The organism is Rhodoblastus sp. 17X3 (assembly GCF_030056575.1).
In the GTDB taxonomy this organism is placed as follows: Bacteria; Pseudomonadota; Alphaproteobacteria; order Rhizobiales; family Beijerinckiaceae; genus Rhodoblastus.
Genome location: NZ_JASHHX010000014.1, coordinates 100,552 through 118,546, shown reverse-complemented (window position 1 = coordinate 118,546; position 17,995 = coordinate 100,552). Strand labels below are relative to the sequence as shown.

Sequence of the window (17,995 nt, the reverse complement as noted above, 5' to 3'; positions counted from 1 at the left end):
TGACGACCGACAGCTCCGGATTGACCTGCTTCAGCCGGATCGCCGCCGCCAGCCCCGAAGGACCCGCCCCGACCACGACCACGTCATAATCCATCGCCTCTCGGGGATCTAACTCGACTTCGCTCATCTGAGTCTCCAGAACGGCGCCGGATCCGCACTCCGGCAAAACTGTGATTGAACTCTTCTTTAACGCGCCTGACGGCGCTGTCCACAGGGCAAACGGCCAATAGCGTCAAAATGTTTATATATGAACTATTGCGATGGCAAGCGACGAAAGTTACAAGGGACGATGATCGACGCGGGCGCCATGGATCGGGAAACGTTAGCCGCGCTTTTGCGCTGGTATTCCGATATGGGCGTAGACTGCGCCCTTGGCGAAACGCCGGTCGATCGCTTCGCGCTTTCGCTGCGGCCGCCGACGCCCGCGCCGGAAGCCTTGCCGTCCGAAGCGAGCGATTCCGCGCCCTTCGAACCCGCGCCGCCTCCCGCGCCGGCAGCTTCGCCTCCGCGCGCGCCCGTCGTTTCGCCCTCGCCCCCGCGCCCCTCCCTGGCGCCTGCCGCCGCGCTGTCCCATGATTCCGCCGCCGCGAGCGCGCGGGAACAGGCGGCGACCGCGCAAAACCTCGAAGAATTGCGCGAAAGGCTCGCCGCCTTCGACGGATGCGCGCTGAAGAACTCGGCGACGCAACTGGTCTTCGCCGATGGCGCGCCGGACGCCCGAATCATGATCGTGGGCGAGGGGCCCGGCGCGGACGAGGATCGTATCGGCCGTCCCTTCGTCGGACGCGCCGGGCAATTGCTCGACAAGATGCTGGCGGCCATCGGCCTCGACCGCACCAAGGTCTATATCGCCAATGTCGTGCCGTGGCGTCCGCCCGGCAACCGCACGCCGACCCCGCAGGAGCTGGCTTTGTGCCTGCCCTTCATCCGCCGCCAGATCGAGTTGGTGGCGCCGGATTTCCTGGTTCTGCTCGGCGCCTCGGCGGCCCAGACCCTGCTTGGCGAAAAAGAGGGGATCATGCGGCTGCGCGGCCATTGGCGCGACTATCATTGCGGCGACAAAATCATTCGCGCGCTGCCGATGCTGCACCCCGCCTATCTCTTGCGCGCGCCCATGAAAAAGGCCCAGGCGTGGCGCGATCTCCGCGCGCTGAAGCACGCGCTCGACAAGACGGGCCACAGCTGATGGCGGCGCACTTCGACCTGGAGGCCGAGTTGATCGCGCAGGGGCTCTGGCCGGTGGCCGGAATTGACGAGGTCGGGCGCGGTCCGCTCGCGGGCCCGGTCTGTGTCGCGGCGGTCATTCTCGACGCCGACAATCCGCCCGAGGGTCTGGACGATTCCAAGAAGCTTTCGCCGCTGCGGCGCGAGACGCTCTATGAAGAAATTCTCTCTCGCGCGCTTGCCGTCTCGGTGACGCTCGCCCCGGCGGCCGAGATCGACGCCTTGAACATTCGGGGCGCGACCCTGGCCTGCATGGGCCGCGCCGCGCGCGGACTTTCGGTCGCGCCGCGTTTCGCGCTGGTCGATGGCCGCGACCTGCCGCCCTTGCCCTGTCCGGGCCGGGCGATCATCAAGGGCGACGCGACCAGCCTGTCGATCGCCGCCGCCTCCATCGTGGCCAAAGTCACGCGCGACCGCCTGATGGCGCGGCTCGACGCGCGGCATCCGGGCTATGGCTTCGCGAATCACGCCGGCTATCCGACGCCGGCGCATCGCGCGGCGTTGACGGCGCTCGGACCTTGCCGCGAACATCGCCGCAGCTATGCGCCGGTGCGTGCGCTTTGCCCCACGTGACCGCCACGCCCCAGTCGTTTTGATCGAGGCCTGACGTCAAGCGTTCGTGATTTCGGAATCGGCTGGCGTCGCCTTAATTCTGGTGAGCTGATCCGCACGCCGGAAAAAAGGGCTCGCCCGGATCGCGCGGCGGATCGCTCGTCTGCCGCCCTTTGGGGAGGCCGCAATGATCACAGTCACCTGGCGCGATCTCGTCGGATCGGAATACGAGCCCGACATGGTTCAGCCCGTGGATCTGACGCATCTTCGCGTGCCGATGATCTGCACGATTTGCCTCTCGATGCAGAATCTCATGATCCGGGGCCTTGCGCTTGGCGCCGAGAAACCCAACCAGCCGCCGCAATTCGTCGGCAAGGGCGCCGTGACTGCGCATAATGTCGGCGCCGCAATCGACATTTTCTACGACGCCGGAAACAGCTCCAAGCGCGCCTTCGCCAATGCCCTTGTGGAATTGTTCATTCGCCACCGCGGTTCGCTCGGCTGGGGCTGGATGGCTTACAACTCGATCGCCTTCACCCCGACCAGCATGGGCGCGCCGGACGATCCGCATATCAGCCACATCCATATCGATTGGGTGAATCATGCGCTGACCAGGCGATCGTCGGCGCTCGCCTCCTTTCAATATATCGATGGGATGGGACTTCAGACCAAAAATGTCGGCGCGCAGGGTCAGGACGTTGCAATGACCACCAACGCCGCTTCGGACCGCGCCGTGCCGAACGACGTCGTCGAGGCTTACGAGGCCCTTTGCAAGGGGTGGTCGGCCGAAGCCGCAACGCGTTACCAGAATTATCAGAGGAAGGACTTTGACGATGCCTACGCCGGAGTCGCCAGCGGTACCGACCTCGACTGGCTGCTTGGATGGTGGACCGTTTGGGACGGCAATTATTACTATTATTACTTCGACCATGCCGGCCGCGTCGTCTATATCGAAACCAGGCCGCCGAACCGGCTGGCGCCGGCGTCTCCGCACAACCGGGGAACCTACGCGTTCGCCCCCTCCGGCCAACTCGTCGTCAACTGGAACGCCCTTCCCGGGCTCGCGGCGACGGTCGAGACCTTTTACAATGCGCGGCCCGGGGCGACCCAGATGAACGCGAACTCCAACCAATATTCTCCCCTGGTCGCCACGCGGCTCGCCTGAACCGCATGTTTTCGGGAACTCAAATCGCACCCGCGCGATAACTCTGCGACAAGCCCGCGTGGAGTCTCTCAATCGTTAATAATTAAAAACGTAAACGGCGGCATTTTATTAACCTATTGGCTGATGCGCACCGTATCAGGTGCATAAGCTCCGTCATGCATAACAATGCATTAATATTTCCGTTCAAAAAAGAGACAACCGCTCGCGCCAAACCTAAACCCGCTCTTTACCGCGATGCTCGTAAGTTCGGCTGGTCAGTCAGTCGCGTTGTGGTTTTGAGTACATGCGTATCCTTCGCGCCGGGACGGCCGGTCAAAAAGTCCAGAAACTGGTTTCGCGTACTGGACTTTCGCCGGTTCGGCGCCCGGCGTTGGAGGCCCATCCCGGCCTCGCATTGGCGCCGCCGCTCAACCGCATCCTGACCGGCGATTGCATCGACGCCATGTGCGGCCTGCCCGAAGCCAGCGTCGATCTGGTCTTCGCCGATCCGCCCTATAATCTTCAGCTCGAAGGCGGCCTCACCCGCCCGGACCAGAGCGAAGTCGACGCGGTGGACGACGACTGGGACAAATTCGCTTCTTTCGCCGATTACGACCGCTTTACCCGCGACTGGCTCGCCGCCGCGCGCCGCGCTATGAAGCCGGAGGCGACGATCTTCGTCATCGGCTCCTACCACAATATTTTCCGCGTCGGCGCGATCATGCAGGATCTCGGCTTTTGGATCCTCAACGATATCGTCTGGCGCAAGGCCAATCCGATGCCGAATTTCCGCGGCCGGCGTTTCACCAACGCCCACGAGACCATGATCTGGGCCTCGAAAAGCGCCGGCGTGAAGTCCTATACCTTCAATTACGACGCGCTGAAGGCTGGTAACGAAGACCGCCAGATGCGCTCGGACTGGTTCTTCCCGATCTGCACGGGGGCCGAGCGGCTGAAGGACGAGGCGGGGCGCAAGACCCACCCGACCCAGAAGCCGGAGGCGCTGCTGGCCCGCATCGTGATGTCGGCCTCGAAACCCGGCGACGTCGTGCTCGATCCGTTTTTTGGCTCCGGCACTACCGGCGCAGTGGCCAAGAAGCTCGGCCGTCATTTCATCGGTTGCGAGCGCGATCCGGATTACATCGCGGCCGCGACGGCGCGCATTGCGGCGGCGGAGCCTCTGCCGGAAACCGCCTTTTCGACGCCTCTTGGCAAGAGACAGGAAAAGCGGGTCGCCTTCGCCAGCCTGATCGAGGCCGGCATGATCTTGCCCGGGACCGAACTGTTCGACGAAAAGCGCCGCTGGCGGGCGGTCGTTCGCGCGGACGGCGCCATCGCGCTGGGCGACATCGTCGGCTCGATCCACAAAATCGGCGCGCTGGCGCAGGGTCTTCCCGCCTGCAATGGCTGGACGTTCTGGCGCTGGGAACGCGACGGCGCCGACGCCAGCATCGACGATCTGCGCGCGGAATTCCGCGCGCGCGGGGGCGATTCCGACGAGGCGTGAGTTTCGAAATCTAGTGGCTCTCATTCAGTTTCTTTGACCGAATGGCCGGCCGGGATCGTCGCGCCGCCGCTGACAGTGACGGTGGCGGTCGATCCTGTCCCGCTCGCCCCGGTGGTCGCGTCGGTGATAGTCGAGATTTCCTTGAAGACAGCGCCTGTTACAGCGACCTGCGCGTCGCCCTCGCCCGGGAGGCGAGCGCAGATATTATTGTCGTCGAAAGCGGGCGCCGCACGCTTTCTGATCTCGGCGCGTTCGAAATGATCAATTTCGGCATCTCGGATCGCGTCGCCTAACACCGGATCCAGATCAACCATTACCAGAGCAAGACCTATTCCGAATTCCAGGTCAGGATGCGCAGGAGATCGGCGACGGTAGGCGTGGATCATCCGAAACGCCAGCGCGACGCCGGCGAGGCGCGTTTCCGGCAGCTGGATTCGAACACTGACATTGAACGTTCGATCCGCCGCTTCGACGCCGCGGTCGACACGTCCCTGAAGCGTATCAGGGGCTTCATCGCCGAGGGCGCGCCGCCGCGCTAGCTTTATATGCGAACCGGGAGCCACTCAGTTTGCAAACACTCTCGCCGGCGGGAAAATTGCCTTGGAACGTCGCCTTTTTGCCGCCAGACTTGGCTGCGATGAGAGTCGCGTGTTCCTTTGAGGCCGCCATGATCCGCGCCGTCCCTTTCGTTTGCCTGCTATGCCTCGCTGTCGCCCCGTCGGCGCGGGCGGACAGCCTGCCTTTTTTCGTCGGCGGCGCCTCGCCTTATGAAACGCCGCCGCAACTGCCGCCCTGGGACGAGGCGCAGCCCTCCGGTCGCTGGTCCGGCCTGACGGTGGGGACTGAAATCTTCGGCGCTGCAGGCGCCGGGCGGGGTGGGCGCGGCGGCTTCGGCGGCGCCGCCTATGTCGGCTATGGCAAGGAGCTGGACAATAACATCGTGATCAGCGCGCAGGGCTCGGCCGGCTATCTCCCGGGGCTCTCGCAATATCGTCCGCGCGGCTATGATTTCGGAATGGCCGAGGTCAAGATCGGCTATGACATGGGCCGCCTGATGCCCTATGTCACGCTCGGCGCGGGGCTCGCCAGACCGACCAGCGCGCTGAACGGCGCGCCTACAGGCTTCGACGCGCTCAACGACATGTTTGTTGGTTCGCAGGCCGCCACCACCATCACGACCGTCGGCGCGGGTGTCGATTACGCCATCACGGATCGCCTGACCGTAGGCGTGCAGGTCAATGCGGTCCAGCAGCGCGGCGGCTGGGGCGCGCCTCTCGTTCCGCAGCCCGGAATGCCCTGATCCCGGTTTAATCGGCGCCTTCCGTCCCTGGCGCGGCCCGCTTATAATACCAAGACTCGCAGGTTCTCATCTGTGAGTCGTGGTTAGGCGCGACTGCGCCGCCGAGCTTATGCGAGGGAATCCTTGACCGCGATGGGTCGCGGTCAAGGCTGATGATATAAGTAAGACAGCATGACCGCCCCGCATCCTAATCTCCACCCCCGCGCCCTCGATGTTCCTTCGCTGGCCGAACGTTTGCGCGCGGGCGACCGGGCCGCGCTGGCCCGCGCCATCACTCTGGTGGAGAGCCGCAAGCCCGAGCATCAGCAACAGGCGCGCGAACTCGTTCAGCTCGTGCTGCCGCACACCGGCCGCGCCATACGCGTCGGCATTACCGGCGTGCCGGGGGTCGGCAAATCCACCACCATCGATACTTTGGGCGCGAATCTCGTCGCCGCCGGCCAGAAGGTCGCGGTGCTGGCGGTCGATCCGTCTTCCTCGCGCTCGGGCGGCTCGATTCTTGGCGACAAGACGCGCATGGCCCGGCTCGCGGTCGAGCGCAACGCCTTCATCCGCCCCTCGCCCTCGTCGGGCACGCTCGGCGGCGTCGCCGCGAAAACCCGCGAGACCATGCTGCTGTGCGAGGCGGCGGGTTTCGACGTCATTCTGGTCGAGACGGTCGGCGTCGGCCAGTCCGAGACCACGGTCGCCGAAATGACCGATTTCTTCCTGGTGCTGATGCTTCCTGGCGCCGGCGACGAATTGCAGGGCATCAAGAAGGGCGTGCTCGAAATCGCCGACATGATCGCGGTCAACAAGTCGGAAGGCGAGAACCGCGCCCGCGCCGTGCGGGCGGCGGGCGAATATCGCGCCGCCCTGCATATCATGATGCCAGCCTCGCAAAACTGGTCGCCGCCGGTCGTGCTGGTCTCTGGCCTCGACAATATCGGCCTCGACGAAATGTGGGCGCAGGTGGTCGAACATCGCCGCAGATATGAGGCGACGGGCGAATTCGCCAAAAGGCGACGCGACCAGCAGGTCAAATGGATGTGGACAATGCTGGAGGACCTGCTGTTTTCACGGCTGCGCTCCAACGCCCAGGTGCGCGCGCTGCTGCCGGATCTGGAGCGCCGGGTGGCGGACGGGTCGCTGTCTCCGACCCTGGCGGTCGAGAAGATCGCGACGGCGTTCGGCCTGTGAACTTTTTCAATACGCGGAAATCTCTGCTCGTCGCGGGCTTCGGGTCCTTCCCCGGCCAGCGGACCAACCCGGCCGAGATCCTGACGCGGCGGCTGGAGCGGAAAAAGCGCGTCTTCGCCCTGGCGGGAATCGACCTGCATACGGCCGTACTGCCGGTCGATCGCTTCGCGCTGTCGCCGACGCTTTCCCGCCTGTTCGCGGAGACCAGCCCCGACGCGGTGCTGCTGCTCGGCGTGGCGGCGCGGCGAAAGCGCCTGACCATCGAGACGCTGGCGCGCAACCGCGCCTCGATCCTGAGGCCAGACGCCGCCAGGCAGCGACCCTTTTGCCGCTTCATCGTGCATGGCGGCCCGGACGTCCTGCACGGCTCAGGCGCCGCTCCCCGCCTCGCTGCGCTGGCGAGCCGCAACGGCCTGCCCGCCGCGCTGTCGCATGACGCGGGCGATTATCTTTGCAATGAAAGCTTCTATCTTTCGCTGTTGATGGACCGTTGCGCCTGTTTCATCCATGTGCCGAACTGGCGCGGCGCGCGCCTGGAAAGCGCGGCCCGCGTCATTCTGTCGATGGCGAAAGATTTCGCCTTGGCCTAATCTCCGCCGCCACAGCCGCCGGGAAAGATTTGGATCGACAGGAAAAACATGGACTTTTCGCAAACCATCGCCAGCCTGATCGAAATTCTCTGGCTCGATCTCATTCTCTCCAGCGAAAACGCCGTCGCGCTTGCCGTGGCGACCCGCGCCTTGCCGCAGGAGCAGAAGCGGCTGGGGATCAATCTCGGGACCGTCCTGTTCATCCTCCTGCGCATCGCGCTGGCTTACGCCCTGATGGCCTGCGCGGATCTGCCCGGCTTCGGATTCGCCGGCGCGGCCCTTTTGCTTTGGGCGGCGCTGGCGACGGCCATTCGCGGCGAAACGAACAAGGCGCCGGCGATTCAACCGCATCGCGGCCTCGGCGCGGCCATGGCCGCCGCGCTGGCCTTCGACGCGCCGGGGGCTCTCATCAACATGACGGCGGTTCAGGGCGCGGCGCAGGGCGTCAAGCCGCTGGTCCTGTTCGGCCTGGCCTTGTCCATCCCGCTGCTGGCGCTGGGCTCGGCGCAATTCATCAATGCGCTGCGCAAGCCGCCGCTGCTCTGGGCGAGCGCGGGCCTGCTGGGCTGGGTCGCCGGGCGGATGGCGGCGGCCGACACGGCCGTGCTAGCTAGCGCGATGCCGCCGGAAATGATGGCCGATTTCGCGCCGCCGCTTGGCGGGCTGCTCGCCATCCTGCTCGCCTATGGCTATTCGCGCGGGCGCAAGATCAAACGCATCCCGGAAGAATGAAGGGGGAGGACAAAATGCGCGCCTTTAATACAATTTTGCGCGGCGCCGCGCTGGGGACGGGGCTTTTGCTGGCCGGTGCGGGGCTTTTGGCGGACAAGGCCTCGGCGGCCGATATCGAGATCAAGGCGCCCTGGAGCCGGGCCACGGCCAAGGGCGCCCGGGTCGGCGCGGGCTATATGGCCATCGTCAACAAGGGGGCGGCGCCCGATCGCCTGGTTTCCGCGACAGCGGATGTCGCCGAAAAGGTCGAGCTGCATGAAACGGGCATGGCCAATGGCGTAATGACCATGCGCGGCTTGCCCGACGGCGTCGAGATCAAGCCCGGCGAGACCGTGACTCTCAAGCCGGGCGGCCTCCATCTCATGCTCATGGGCTTGAAACAGCCTTTGGCTCAGGGCGGCGAGGTCCGCGTCACGCTCAATTTCACCAAGGCCGGGCCAATCGCCGCGTCGCTTCCGGTCGGCGCCCTTGGCGCGACGGGACCGGAGCCGGCTGGCGACGCGCCGATGGGCTATTGAGCGCCTGATGCCGGCGGCGGAGCCCGAGGCGTTCCACTGGCGCTTTTTCGATTTCGGCATTGGGCCTCTGGCGCTGACTTCGCCGCGCCGGCGTCGCGCCTTGGTGCTTCCGGCGACGGAAATCGCCCGAGGCTTTCATCCCCTGCCGCCGGATTCGGGCGCGGGCGGGTTGGCGCTGTTCGAGGAGTTCTGTTCGCTCGGGGGCGGCGCGCTGATGTCCTCGGGCGGCGTCCTCGTCGCGGAAAGTCTCGCCGGGATGGAGCCGGGCGCGGGGTGCGGGCCGCTCCGCCGCGAGAGGGACGGAACATGGAGCGCGCGGGTCTGGCCGCTGACCCGGATGCAGCGCCTTTCCGGCGATTTCATCTATCTGCGCCAGAGTGGCGATGGCGATTACGGCCATTGGCTGCTCGGCGTGCTGCCGCTCGTCGCCATCGCCGCGCAATTTTGCGATCTGTCGCAGTTCAGCATCGCCCTTTCCCGCCAACCGGAAGCCATGGCGCGAATCGTCCGCGACAGCCTGTGCCTGTTCGGCGTCGCGCCGGAGCGGATTGTCGCTTTGGGCGAAGCGCCGGTCTTCCTGCAGCGCGCTGTCTATCCCCTGCCGCTGGAAGGCGGATCATTCGTCTCGCCGCAGGCGCTCGAGGTGCTGGAATCGCTGCCGGCGCGACTCGCCGGCGGCGTTGACCCGCCGAAGCGCATCTATGTCGCTGGCGGCGCGGATATGCCGGTCAATGCGGCGGCGCTGCTGGAGCTGTTGCAATCGCGGGGCTTCGTCGCCGTCGATCTGGCGGGCATGCTCTTCACGGAGCAGATCCGCGCTTTTTCGCATGCGGAAATCATCGTCGGCGCCAGCGGCGCCGGGCTGGCCAATATTGCGGTCGCACCGCGCGGCGTGCGGGCGATTGTGTTGACTCCGCCCGGAACGGAAGTCGATGGCTTTCGCGCGCTTGTCGAACGCAAACAGGGATGTCTCGTCGCGCTGCGCGGCGTCGATGCAAAAACGGGCTTTTCGGTCGATCTTGCCGCTCTTCGAGACTGTCTCGACGAATTCCAGGCTTGACCGCGCTCACATCGCGGACAGCGGAGCGAGCTTCGCTCCCGCCGAGTCGAGAATTTCCGTGAAACGGTCGGAGAGCAGGAAAGCCAGCTCGGTCTCCCGCGAATCGGTGACGGGATCGAGCCGCGCCAATTCGGCGTCGACATGGCCGGGATGGCACATGATGAGGTGTCTCGCGCCCGGCGCGCGCAGGAAAGTCGCAAAATCGGCTGCGTAATCGCCTTTGGCGTCGAAATCGGAAAAGCCGGAAAAGCCGTCATTGAGCGCAAAGCCCGCCGCGCGCGCCTTGGCGCGGAAGCCGCGCGCGAGCGCCGCCACGGTCAAGGCCTTGCCCCAATGTTTTCCGCGCGCAAAAATCCGCCTTGGCCGGTCGGCGCTGTCGCGCAGCCAGATGCGTCCCGCGTGCCCCCGCGCCAAAAGTTCGGCGATGAGATCGTCCGCGATGCCGGGCAGAACCTGCACATGCTGATGGCCGTCGACATAATCGGGCGGTGCGCCGTAGGCGTCCTCGAACGCGTCGAGCTGGCGGCGCAATTCGTCCAGGATTTCCCCGCGCGGCAAGGCCGAGCGCCACGCGGCGGGGACAATGGCGTTCATCGCGGGAAAGGCGTCATTGGGCGCGAAACTCCGCATTTTTCCCAACGGCGCGCCGAGCGTCAGGTTGAAATGCAGGCCGAGATCGGCCCGGGGCGCCAGAGCGCGGAAGGCTTTCGCGGCGTCCGGCCAATTCGCCTGCGTGGTCATGGCCGAAGTCGCGGTGAGCCGTCCGGCCGCCAGCGCCTCCAGAATCCCCGCCGTGACGGCGGGGGACAGAGCGAAGTCGTCGGCGCAGAGCGCGAAGCTGGTGGAAGTCGACATGGCCGATCCGGGTCAGACGCAAATTCGCCCCTTTCTTGCGCATTTTTGCGCTGCGGCCTAGATGTTCCTGCGACCATGCCGCACCCGCCGTGCGAGCGCCCGGCGACAAACAAGGACCCGATGGGAAATGTCTGACCGAATGAGCGTCGCGGCGCCGGAGCTGACAGTGGTCGTGCCGGTGTTCAACGAGAGCGGGAATCTGCGTCAGCTGGTCGCCCGTCTCGTCCCGGCTCTGGCCTGCGTCGAGAGCTTCGAAGTGATTTTCGTCGACGACGGCTCCAGCGACGACACGGTTGAAGTTCTTCGCGCCCTCAATGAACAGGATCCGCGCCTGCGCGCGCTCTCGTTTTCGCGCAATTTTGGCAAGGAGATCGCCATCGCCGCGGGGGTGGATTCCGCACGCGGGCGGGCCGCCGTCATCATGGACGCCGATCTGCAGCACCCGCCCGAGGCCATCGCCCAGTTTGTCGCCAAATGGCGCGAGGGCTATCAGAATATTTACGGCGTCCGCCTCAGCCGCGAGACGGATTCGGCGGCGCGGCGCTGGCTCACCGAGCAATTTTACCATCTCTTCGGCGCCTGCGGCGAAATCGAGCTGCCCAAGGGCGCGGGCGATTTCCGCCTGCTCGACCGCGTTGCGCTCGATGCGCTGAAAAACCTGCGCGAGCGGGCGCGGTTTTCGAAAGGTCTCTATGCCTGGATCGGCTTCAAATCCACCGGCGTGCCCTTTGAGGTCGCGGAACGTCATTCCGGCGTGTCGAAATTTTCCTATCGCAAGCTGACGCGCTTCGCCTTCGACGGCATCGTGTCGTTCACCACCGTGCCCCTCAAGGTATGGACCTATATCGGCATGGCTATCGCGGCCTTCGCACTGGTCAATGCGGTCTATTACGTGCTGGAGACCCTGATTTGGGGCGTCTCCGCGCCCGGCTTCGCCTCGCTGATCGTGTCGATCATGTTCTTCGCCGGCGTGCAGCTGATCTCGCTCGGCGTGCTGGGCGAATATATCGGGCGTGTCTTTGCCGAGGTGAAAGGGCGCCCGCTTTACATCGTCGCCGAAAAAATCGGCGCCGCCGCTCCGAACGAAACCTCGCCGGCCAAGGGCGAATGAGCGTAAAAAGATCGTCCCACCCGGAATTGACGGCGGTTCATGTATAAAAGCTTCCTCTCGGTCAGCGGTTTCACGCTGCTCTCCCGGGTCACCGGATTCCTGCGCGACGTGATGCTCAGCGGCCTCGTGGGCGCCGGACTGCTCGGCGACGCCCTCGCGGTGGCGCTGCGGCTGCCCAATCATTTCCGCGCCATTTTCGGCGAGGGGGCGTTCAACGCCGCCTATGTGCCGACCTATCTGCGCGTTTACGAGAAATCCGACATCTGGTCGGCGCGGCATTTCGCCAACCAGATCTTCACGCTGCTGCTCATCTCGCAGATCGTGATTTTGGCGCTGGGCTGGATCTTCATGCCCGGCTTCATCCGCCTGATGGCGCCGGGCTTCGCCGCCGATCCCGCGAAATTCGACCTCGCCGTCAGCCTCACCCGCATCACCTTTCCCTATCTGTTTTGCGTGACTTTGGTGACCATGCATTCGGCGACGCTGAACGCCCATGGCAAATTCGCCGTGGCGGCCTTCGCGCCAGTGCTGCTGAACGTCGTCACCATGGCTTTTCTGGCGGTGGCCTTTCTGTTTCCCAATGCGGCCTACGCGGCGGCGGCAGGCGTGACGGCCTCGGGCATCGCCCAGCTTGCTTTGCTGATGTTTTCCGCGCGCCGTCTGAATCTGATGGAGAAGATCGCGCGGCCGGGCTGGGGCGAGGATGTGCGCGCCTTTTTCCGCAGGTTCGGCCCCGCCGTGATCGGCTCCTCCGGCGTGCAGATCGCCATGTTCGCCGATACGATCATCGGCTCGCTGCTGCAGACCGGCGGCATGTCGTCGCTTTACTATGCGGAGCGGCTCTATCAATTGCCTATCGGCCTCGTCGGCGTCGCGGCGGGGACGGTGCTGCTGCCGGAAATGAGCCGCTGTTTCGCGCGCGAGGACTGGGAAGGCGCCTTCACGGCGCAGAACCGCACCCTCGCCATGACCATCGTGCTGACCGCGCCCTTTGTCGTCGCCTTCATGGTCATCCCCGACGTCATCGTGCGCGCGCTGTTCGAGCATGGCGCCTTCAAGGCGGGTGATTCCCTCGCCACGGCGGCGGTGCTGCGCGCCTATGGCTCCGGCCTGCTGGCGATGATCGCCATCAACGCCCTGCGCTCGGGCTTCCAGGCCATGGGCGACACCAAGACGCCCATGTATGTTTCCCTGGGCGCGCTGGCGATCAACCTGCTGCTGAAAATCCTGCTCTACAAGCCGCTGGGCGCGGTCGGCATCGCGCTGGCGACCTCGGCCAACGCCTGGATCAATCTCGGTCTGCTGATGTTCATCGGACTGCGCCGCTATCTGTTCCAGCCGGACGACACGCTGAAAGGCGTGGCTCTGGCCGCGGCGACGGCGACGGTCATTCTCGCCAATATCTCGCTCTGGCTGCAGGCGCCCTTCGCCGCGCTCGGCGGCAGCCTCGGCATTTTCGGCAGCCTGATCGCGCTGGCCTGTTTCGGACTGGTGGGGCTGGTCGTCTATGGCGGCGTCACGCTCGGCGGCTGCCGGGCGCTCGGCGTCACCGCCGCGCAAATGGGCTTGTCGCGGCTGGCTCGGAAGAAGGGTTAGCTGCGGCGGCTATCGGCGGATAGCGGACGATCCGAAATCTCGCCAGCAAGGACAAGTATCGGCGGAAAGCGGAAATCCCCGGACGCCGCCATCAGAGGTGAGTTTGGGCGGGAAGCGGACCCTCGGGCGAATGGAAGCAACAGGCCGGATAGCGGCCGCTGCACGAGATCATCACGCGCACCGATGCGGAGAAGAATTTAGGGTTTCGTATTACGTCTAGGTGACCGCCATGATCGTCTAACGCCCCGCAACACGCGTAACTCGTCACAACCCTAACGATTCTATGAAACCTCGGGCGAATAGGCCAAACTCGCTCGGCCCTTGAGATTGTCGAGGATATAATGAATCCGATACTTGCGCGCTACAACACCGGCCTCCCGTTCTCTGTGCAAGAGCGCGACATTGACTTGATCCTGATTGAGCAACTCCACATGTGTCGCTCTTTCGCCGACTGGCTAACCGGGCGTCTCGACCTTACAGGGGCTGTCGTCGAAACAGCACGGCACAGCGTTCATCGCGAGCATGGTGAAACCGATGTCCTGGTGATTGTTAGACTCGGGGAGGAAAGTGTCGCTGTCATGATAGAAGACAAGATTGGCGCGCCGATGCAGCCCAATCAATGCGAGCGCTACCATCTGCGGGGCAGTATCCTCTGCGAGGAGGGCGCCGTCGATCGTTATAAGACAGTTCTTTGCGCACCTGCGGGCTATCTAGCTGGCGTGCCGACCGACCAACGTTGGCATGACCGCGTTTCACTCGAAGAGCTAGGCCAGAGCATCGAAGGTGCAGCGTATCCCGGCTGGGAGTGGAGGCACGCGATCCTCGTAGCTGCGGCATCTCGACAGACCCGAGCGCGTGAAGCCGACAATCGAGCCAATCACGCTTACGATGCCGTCATAGCGCCTCTCAAGAGGGCTTACCATGACTTCGTGCAGGCCCGGTATCCACAATTGCAAGCATCGCGCCAGGAGGGTAGAGACCGCGAATATTATCTCGGGGCGCTAGGGCTACCGCCCGGAATCAGATTCAAGCATGCCTTCTTTCGAGGTGAGGTCAGCGCGATCTTCGAAAAGGCCTGGGCTCCGACCGCAGAACGCCATGTGGAGGGAAAGCTTCCGGAGGAAGCATGGCCTGTTCAACATGGCAGCGAGTTTCACGTTCGGATGCCAGTTGAAGTAATGGACCCGCAACTTCCGTTCGAAGAGCAAGAAGAAGTCGCGGCAAAGGCACTCGACCAAATCGGCAACATGGTGAACATGGCGTTGTCTGTCGCGAAAGCTCGTCCGTAAACAATAACCTCCTCGTTGGAGCGGTGGATAAAGCCCGAACAGTAGCCGTTTGAATTTTATGCCGATGGGACTGCAACGGGTCGACATCAGACAGTCGCGGACCTCGTCGGGAAAGGCGACTATGAGCCGGAGGCGGCCGATCGCTGTAAAGCCGTTCACCGCCCGTCGCAGTCATTCCTTGCCGGAAATCGTTACCGCAGATCGACGATCGCGCCCCGCCGCCGGGCAAAAACCTCGGCGGGTTCGGCGGCGGCGTAGCGCGATGGGCGCGTCAGGTCGAGCGCACCATGCTTTTCGGCGGTCGCCTTCATCAGGTTCTCGATCGAGCCGAGCGCTTCCGATGATTTCTTCGACAATTGCTCGCGGACCTTGAGTGTCTGCGCGCCCGCATTATTGGTCAATTGCACGACCGGGCCCTGTTCGGCGATGAGGGTCGAACCGGGCAGGGGCTTCAGATCGACGCCGCTATGGGCGAATTGCATGATGTCGTGCCAGGTCGCGGCGGGCAGGGTGCCTCCGGTCATGCGCTCCATCGGCAGGTCGTCGTCATTGCCGTACCAGACCACGCCGACGAAATTGCCGGTATAGCCGCAGAACCAGGCGTCCTTGTATTCATTGGTCGTGCCGGTCTTGCCCGCGACCTTGACGCCGTCGAGCATGGCGCGGCGGCCCGTGCCCTGTTCGACAACCTGCGTCATCATGAAGACGAGATCGTTGATATTGCGCGGGTCGATCACCTGCTGAGGCTGCTCGCCGTCGCGATCATGAGTGTAGATCAGCTCGCCGCGGCTGTTGGCGATCTCCAGCGCGGCATAGGGCTTGATGCGCTTGCCGCCATTGGCGAAGGCCGCATAGGCCGTGGCCTGATCCATCGGGCTGACTTCGTCGGCGCCGAGCGGCAGCGATTGCGTGTCGGGCAGGGGCGCCGTGACGCCCAGCCGGCGCGCCGTGGCGATGATGCGCGCGCGGCCCTTCTTGGCGTCGCCATCGCCAATCGCAATGGAAAGCCGCACGGCGACCGTGTTCAACGAATGGGCCAGCGCGTTCCACATCGGCATCGAGCCGGCATAGGAGCCTTTGTAATTCTTCGGGCACCAGTTGCCGAGGCAGATCGGCGCGTCCACCACCGTCGTCTGCGGCGTGAATTTTCCGCTCATCAGCGCCGTCAGATAGACATAGGGCTTGAAGGACGAGCCGGGCTGGCGCTGGGCGTCGGTGGCGCGGTTGAACTGGCTGGCGCCATAATCGCGGCCGCCGACCAGCGCACGCACGGCGCCGAGCGGTTCGAGCACAATGGTCGCGCCCTGTTTGGCGTGGAAAGCCGGTCCGCTCTCGCGCAGCATTTCGTCGATGGTGGTCTCGGCCTTTTTCTGCAGGCTCGAATCGAGCGCCGTGCGCACGGTGAAGACGCGGTCCTGCCCGAGCTTGCCGGATTCGGACAGCGCCTTGATCTCGTTGAAGGCCCAGTCGAGATACCAGTCGGGCGTGCTCGCCTCGGCGCTGCGATCGACCGGCGAGGCCGGGTTGCGCTGCGCCTCCGCGATCTGATTCTCGCGCAGATAGCCCGCGACGACCATGTTGTTGAGCACATCGAGCGCGCGGGCGCGGGCGGCGGGCAGGTTGACATGGGGAGCGAATTTGGTCGGCGCCTTGAACAGTCCGGCGAGCATGGCGGCCTGCGCCAGCGAAACGTCCTTGACCGAGCGGCCGAAATAGAATTGCGACGCCGCCTGAATGCCGAAAGTGCCACCGCCCATATAGGCGCGGTCGAGATAGAGCTGCAGGATCTGGTTCTTGCTGAGATGGGACTCCAGCCAGAACGCCAGAAAGGCCTCGTTGATCTTGCGGGTGAGGGTGCGTTCGTTGGACAGGAAGAGATTCTTGGCCAATTGCTGGGTAAGGGTGGAGCCGCCCTGCACCACGCCCGACGAACGGGCGTTGACGGTGAGCGCGCGACCAAGGCCGATGGGATCGACGCCCCAATGGTCATAGAAGCGGCGGTCTTCCGTCGAGAGCACGGCCTGCACGACGTAATCGGGATATTGATCCAGCGTCACGGCGTCGTCGTGGAGAATGCCGCGCCGCCCGACCTCCTTGCCGAAGCGGTCCTGGAAGGTCACGGCGAGGTCGGTCTTCTTCAGCCAGTCCCCCGAGGCGGTGAGGCGGAAGGCCGGCTGCGCCAGCACGACGAGGACAAGCCCGCCGAACACGCCGAGCGTGAGGCCCTCGCAGGCGAGTTCCACCGCGACGCGGCTCGCGCCGCGCACATGGAACCGCTCCATGAAGCTGGAGAAATTCCGCCACAGGTCGGCCGTGTCCGTGCTCAGCGAATAAAACGTGCTGTCGATCCACGAATCGAAGCCGAGCAGCGCATTGCGCAGCGCGCGGAACCATCTGGCTTGGTTGAAGTCGTAGGCCAAGGTTGCGGCGCTCCATCCGGTCTTTGCTGCGGCGCTTCGTGGGCCGCTTTGGCGCTTCGTGTGTCCATCGTCGCGGCGCTGGCCTTGACAGGCGGCGCGCGCCGACGCCTTTAACATTGTCTTAACTCTATCGGCCTTCAAGCGCAAAAGCCGCGCCATCCCCATTTGCCCCATTTTGAACCGGACCATGACGCAGACGAAGAAGACCAAGGCCGAAAGCGACGCCAAAAAACCCTTCTGGCGGGACCGCGCCCTGAGCGCGTTTTCGAAGGCGGAATGGGAAAGCCTGTGCGACGGCTGCGGCCGCTGCTGCCTGGTGAAGCTTGAGGACGAGGACAGCGGCGAAATTCATTTCACCGACGTCGGCTGTCGCCTGCTCGACCCCGCGACGGCGCGCTGTTCCGATTATGGACATCGCTCAAGGCGGGTGAAGGATTGCATCCGCCTCACGCCGGACAGCGCCGCATCCCTGACCTGGTTGCCGCCGACCTGCGCCTATCGCCTGCTCGCCCATGGCCAGGACCTGCCCGAATGGCATCCGCTGGTCAGCGGGCGGCGCGAGAGCGTGGCCGAGGCCGGGATTTCGGTGCTCGGCCGCGTCCATGCGCTGGAGGACGAGCTGTCGGTCGACGAGATGATCGACCGGATCGTAGCCTGGCCCGCCAAGGTCCCCAAAGCCGCCAAACCGGCCAAGCCGCGCGGGAAAGCGAAACCTTAACAGGAGCTTGCCTGTTAACCTGCGCTTAAGGCCTGAAATGGGATTTGGCGATCAGGACGGGAATGAGACCTGAACGAATCGCTGATTTGTGGATATCCCGCGTTCGTTCCCGGCGTAAAGGATTGCTTTCGGCCTCTTCCGAGACAGGCGCCCCAAAACGGGAAGGGCGGAATTTTGCACGAACAGAACGGGCGCGAATC

The 17,995-nt window shown here is 64.5% G+C and carries 19 protein-coding genes; 15 read left to right on the top strand and 4 right to left on the bottom strand.

Annotation, left to right across the window (positions count from 1 at the left end):
• Positions 1–127: FAD-binding protein (locus QM467_RS13895; protein ID WP_283366935.1), on the bottom strand; the 127-nt coding region annotated here is incomplete at its 3' end.
• Between the two features lie 180 nt (positions 128–307).
• Between QM467_RS13895 and QM467_RS13890 the strand changes: the two genes are divergently transcribed.
• From QM467_RS13890 to QM467_RS13875, 4 genes are all read left to right on the top strand, one after another.
• Complete coding sequence (locus tag QM467_RS13890) at positions 308–1,186, top strand: uracil-DNA glycosylase (protein ID WP_283366930.1); 879 nt, start codon at positions 308–310, stop codon at positions 1,184–1,186.
• Positions 1,186–1,797: a ribonuclease HII gene (locus QM467_RS13885; RefSeq protein WP_283366929.1), complete on the top strand. Its 612-nt coding sequence runs from the start codon at positions 1,186–1,188 to the stop codon at positions 1,795–1,797. The genes QM467_RS13890 and QM467_RS13885 overlap by 1 nt, the downstream gene beginning before the upstream one ends.
• Before the next feature lie 166 nt (positions 1,798–1,963).
• On the top strand, positions 1,964–2,941 hold the full coding sequence (locus QM467_RS13880; protein WP_283366928.1) for a hypothetical protein: 978 nt from the start codon (positions 1,964–1,966) through the stop codon (positions 2,939–2,941).
• A 283-nt stretch (positions 2,942–3,224) separates the two neighbouring features.
• Positions 3,225–4,427 carry a DNA methyltransferase gene (locus tag QM467_RS13875; RefSeq protein WP_446737779.1) on the top strand — a complete coding sequence of 401 codons (1,203 nt, stop codon included), beginning with the start codon at positions 3,225–3,227 and terminating at the stop codon, positions 4,425–4,427.
• Positions 4,428–4,447: 20 nt separating this feature from the next.
• Here QM467_RS13875 and QM467_RS13870 read toward each other — a convergent pair whose 3' ends face one another.
• Positions 4,448–4,813, bottom strand: coding sequence for a hypothetical protein (locus tag QM467_RS13870; RefSeq protein ID WP_283366927.1), 366 nt, complete (start codon positions 4,811–4,813; stop codon positions 4,448–4,450).
• Between QM467_RS13870 and QM467_RS13865 the strand changes: the two genes are divergently transcribed.
• The 7 genes from QM467_RS13865 to QM467_RS13835 all read left to right on the top strand — a co-directional run bounded on the left by QM467_RS13865 (position 4,805) and on the right by QM467_RS13835 (position 9,806).
• Positions 4,805–4,966 (top strand): hypothetical protein, encoded by a 162-nt coding sequence (locus tag QM467_RS13865; RefSeq protein ID WP_283366926.1) that lies wholly within the window; start codon positions 4,805–4,807, stop codon positions 4,964–4,966. The genes QM467_RS13870 and QM467_RS13865 overlap by 9 nt on opposite strands.
• A gap of 128 nt (positions 4,967–5,094) precedes the next feature.
• Positions 5,095–5,727, top strand: coding sequence for an outer membrane protein (locus QM467_RS13860; protein WP_283366925.1), 633 nt, complete (start codon positions 5,095–5,097; stop codon positions 5,725–5,727).
• A 171-nt stretch (positions 5,728–5,898) separates the two neighbouring features.
• Complete coding sequence (gene meaB, locus QM467_RS13855) at positions 5,899–6,906, top strand: methylmalonyl Co-A mutase-associated GTPase MeaB (RefSeq protein WP_283366924.1); 1,008 nt, start codon at positions 5,899–5,901, stop codon at positions 6,904–6,906.
• Positions 6,903–7,496 (top strand): pyroglutamyl-peptidase I family protein, encoded by a 594-nt coding sequence (locus QM467_RS13850; protein WP_283366923.1) that lies wholly within the window; start codon positions 6,903–6,905, stop codon positions 7,494–7,496. The genes meaB and QM467_RS13850 overlap by 4 nt, the downstream gene beginning before the upstream one ends.
• A 48-nt stretch (positions 7,497–7,544) precedes the next feature.
• Positions 7,545–8,228: a TerC family protein gene (locus QM467_RS13845; protein WP_283366922.1), complete on the top strand. Its 684-nt coding sequence runs from the start codon at positions 7,545–7,547 to the stop codon at positions 8,226–8,228.
• Between the two features lie 14 nt (positions 8,229–8,242).
• Positions 8,243–8,746 carry a copper chaperone PCu(A)C gene (locus tag QM467_RS13840; RefSeq protein ID WP_283366921.1) on the top strand — a complete coding sequence of 168 codons (504 nt, stop codon included), beginning with the start codon at positions 8,243–8,245 and terminating at the stop codon, positions 8,744–8,746.
• Positions 8,747–8,753: 7 nt separating this feature from the next.
• Entirely contained in the window at positions 8,754–9,806 is a 1,053-nt protein-coding gene (locus tag QM467_RS13835) for a glycosyltransferase family 61 protein (RefSeq protein WP_283366920.1), read from the top strand.
• Between the two features lie 6 nt (positions 9,807–9,812).
• Here the strand turns inward: QM467_RS13835 and QM467_RS13830 are convergent, their stop codons facing one another.
• Complete coding sequence (locus tag QM467_RS13830; RefSeq protein WP_283366919.1) at positions 9,813–10,661, bottom strand: ChbG/HpnK family deacetylase; 849 nt, start codon at positions 10,659–10,661, stop codon at positions 9,813–9,815.
• 127 nt (positions 10,662–10,788) lie between these two features.
• Here QM467_RS13830 and QM467_RS13825 point away from each other — a divergent pair, with 127 nt between their 5' ends.
• The 3 genes from QM467_RS13825 to QM467_RS13815 all read left to right on the top strand — a co-directional run bounded on the left by QM467_RS13825 (position 10,789) and on the right by QM467_RS13815 (position 14,657).
• Positions 10,789–11,772 (top strand): glycosyltransferase family 2 protein, encoded by a 984-nt coding sequence (locus QM467_RS13825; protein WP_283366918.1) that lies wholly within the window; start codon positions 10,789–10,791, stop codon positions 11,770–11,772.
• Positions 11,773–11,811: 39 nt separating this feature from the next.
• Positions 11,812–13,368: a murein biosynthesis integral membrane protein MurJ gene (gene murJ / locus QM467_RS13820; protein ID WP_283366917.1), complete on the top strand. Its 1,557-nt coding sequence runs from the start codon at positions 11,812–11,814 to the stop codon at positions 13,366–13,368.
• A 341-nt stretch (positions 13,369–13,709) separates the two neighbouring features.
• Positions 13,710–14,657 carry a hypothetical protein gene (locus QM467_RS13815; RefSeq protein ID WP_283366916.1) on the top strand — a complete coding sequence of 316 codons (948 nt, stop codon included), beginning with the start codon at positions 13,710–13,712 and terminating at the stop codon, positions 14,655–14,657.
• 191 nt (positions 14,658–14,848) lie between these two features.
• Here QM467_RS13815 and QM467_RS13810 read toward each other — a convergent pair whose 3' ends face one another.
• Positions 14,849–17,077: a transglycosylase domain-containing protein gene (locus QM467_RS13810; protein WP_283366915.1), complete on the bottom strand. Its 2,229-nt coding sequence runs from the start codon at positions 17,075–17,077 to the stop codon at positions 14,849–14,851.
• Between the two features lie 187 nt (positions 17,078–17,264).
• Here QM467_RS13810 and QM467_RS13805 point away from each other — a divergent pair, with 187 nt between their 5' ends.
• A complete protein-coding gene (locus QM467_RS13805; protein WP_283366914.1) occupies positions 17,265–17,795 on the top strand; it encodes a YcgN family cysteine cluster protein in 531 nt (176 codons plus the stop codon).
• Positions 17,796–17,995: the final 200 nt, after the last annotated feature.